Raw genomic sequence first — 1,932 nt, 5'->3', positions numbered from 1 at the left:
ATAAAGCGCCATCGCCGCGGCGGTCGGCACGAGGCCGGTGCCGCGTCGCTCGAACAGCTCCATCTTCAGCAGCGCCTGGAAGTCGCGCAGCAAGCGGCTGACCGCGGGCTGCGTCACCACCATCAGCTTCGCCGCCTCGGTGACGCTGCCGGTGAGCATCGTCGCGCGGAAAGCCTCCACCTGCCGCGAATTGATCCGCGCCATCTCGAATTCCATTCATAACATTTAGGCATACAGAGGTTGCCATTATTCATTGGACGATGGAAGTATAGGTTGCGATCTTTTTCATCAGAGCTGGAGCCAGCCCGCTTTTTCGGCAGATTGGAGGGGGTCAAACCTCCAAATCGCGTCAAAACCCGCCGAGCAGGGGCCGGAGCCCTGGTCGGAAAGGATTAACGCGGAAGGAAATGCGGAAGGCGCCCCAGTCGGAGATTTGTCGGTACGTCACCTCATTCCGGTATGGAGATCGGTCCCCATGAAGACTTTTCGCCTTTTGACCGCGGTCAGCATCGCAGCGCTCATCGCCGTCCCGTCAGTCGCCTCGGCCCAGCAAAAGACGCTCTATGTCGCCGGCTATGGCGGCTCGTTCGAGAAGACGATCCGCGACGAGGTGATCCCGGCCTTCGAGAAGGAGAACGGCGTCAAGGTCGAATACGTCGCCGGCAACTCCACCGACACGCTGGCCAAGCTTCAGGCGCAGAAGGGCAATCAGCAGATCGACGTCGCCATCGTCGATGACGGCCCGATGTATCAGGCGATCCAGCTCGGATTCTGCGGCAAGCTCGAAGGTCTCCCCACGGATCTCTACGACACCGCGCGCTTCAAGGACGATCGCGCGGTTGCGATCGGCATCGTCGCGACCGGCCTGATGTACAACACCAAGGTGTTCAAGGAGAAAGGCCGGGCGCCGCCGACGTCGTGGAACGACCTGAAGGACACGAAGTACGCCAAGCAGCTCGTGATCCCGCCGATCAACAACACGTACGGTCTCGAAGCGCTGGTGATGCTGTCGAAGATGAACGGCGGCGGCGAGACCAATGTCGATTCCGGCTTCAAGATCTTCAAGGAAGAGGTCAATCCGAACGTGCTCGCCTATGAGCCGTCGCCGGGCAAGATGACCGAGCTGTTCCAATCCGGTCAGGCCGTGATCGCGGTGTGGGGCACCGGCCGCGTGCAGAGCTTTGCCAATACCGGCTTTCCCGTCGACTTCGTCTATCCCAAGGAAGGCGCCGCGACGCTGCTGACGACGGCGTGCCCAATCAACAAGCCGAACGCCTCGCCGCTGGCGGCGAGCTTCGTCAAGATGCTGCTCGATCCAAAGGTCCAGCTCGTGATGCTGAAGGATTACGGCTACGGCCCGGTGCTGAAATCGCTGGTGATCCCGCCGGAGCTCGGCAAGATGGCGCCGATCGGCGAGCGCGCGGCGAAGCTCTATAATCCGGACTGGACCATCATCAACGAGAAGCGCGAGGAGTGGACCAAGCGCTGGAATCGTGAGGTCGAGCGCTGATCTGATCGTCGCTAGCGGAGACAGCGCATGGCCTATCTCGAGCTCGATCGGGTCGCAAAGCAGTTCGGCGCGCAGACTGTGGTCGACGACTTCAGTCTGTCGGTGGGGAAGGGGGAGTTCATCTCCTTCCTCGGCCCGTCCGGCTGCGGCAAGACCACGACGTTGCAGATGATCGCGGGCTTCCTTGATCCCACGCGCGGCGCGATCCGCCTCGAGGGCAAGGATCTGACCGCGATCCATCCCGCCAAGCGCGGGCTCGGCATCGTGTTCCAGAGCTACGCGCTGTTTCCGCACATGACCGCGGCGGAGAACGTCGCCTTCGGTCTGGAAATGCGCAATGTGTCGCGCAACGAGCGGGCCGAGCGCGCGGATCGCAAGATCCCGTGCAGCCGCAAGCGGCCCCCCGAGATGATAGATGCGGC

Annotated in this window: 3 protein-coding genes; 2 read left to right on the top strand and 1 reads right to left on the bottom strand. The window is 62.2% G+C overall.

Annotated elements, in window-relative coordinates:
* Nucleotides 1-204, bottom strand: a 204-nt coding sequence (locus tag MOV75_RS36325) for a LysR family transcriptional regulator (protein ID WP_249796909.1), incomplete at its 3' end; no start/stop codon positions are given.
* Nucleotides 205-475: 271 nt separating this feature from the next.
* On the opposite strand from MOV75_RS36325, the gene MOV75_RS36320 reads away from it, so the two are divergent.
* Nucleotides 476-1,510: an ABC transporter substrate-binding protein gene (locus tag MOV75_RS36320; RefSeq protein WP_247007783.1), complete on the top strand. Its 1,035-nt coding sequence runs from the start codon at nucleotides 476-478 to the stop codon at nucleotides 1,508-1,510.
* Nucleotides 1,511-1,537: 27 nt separating this feature from the next.
* The coding region (locus MOV75_RS36315) for an ABC transporter ATP-binding protein (protein ID WP_247007782.1) at nucleotides 1,538-1,932 on the top strand (395 nt) is incomplete at its 3' end.

The sequence above is a fragment of the Bradyrhizobium sp. PRIMUS42 genome, assembly GCF_023006515.1.
Taxonomy (GTDB): domain Bacteria; phylum Pseudomonadota; class Alphaproteobacteria; order Rhizobiales; family Xanthobacteraceae; genus Bradyrhizobium.
This window is presented reverse-complemented; position numbering and strand designations above follow the sequence as displayed.

Excerpts from the sequence above, each read along its gene's own strand:
- MOV75_RS36320 (WP_247007783.1), top strand. The coding sequence starts at position 476 with ATGAAGACTTTTCGCCTTTTGACCGCGGTCAGCATCGCAGCGCTCATC.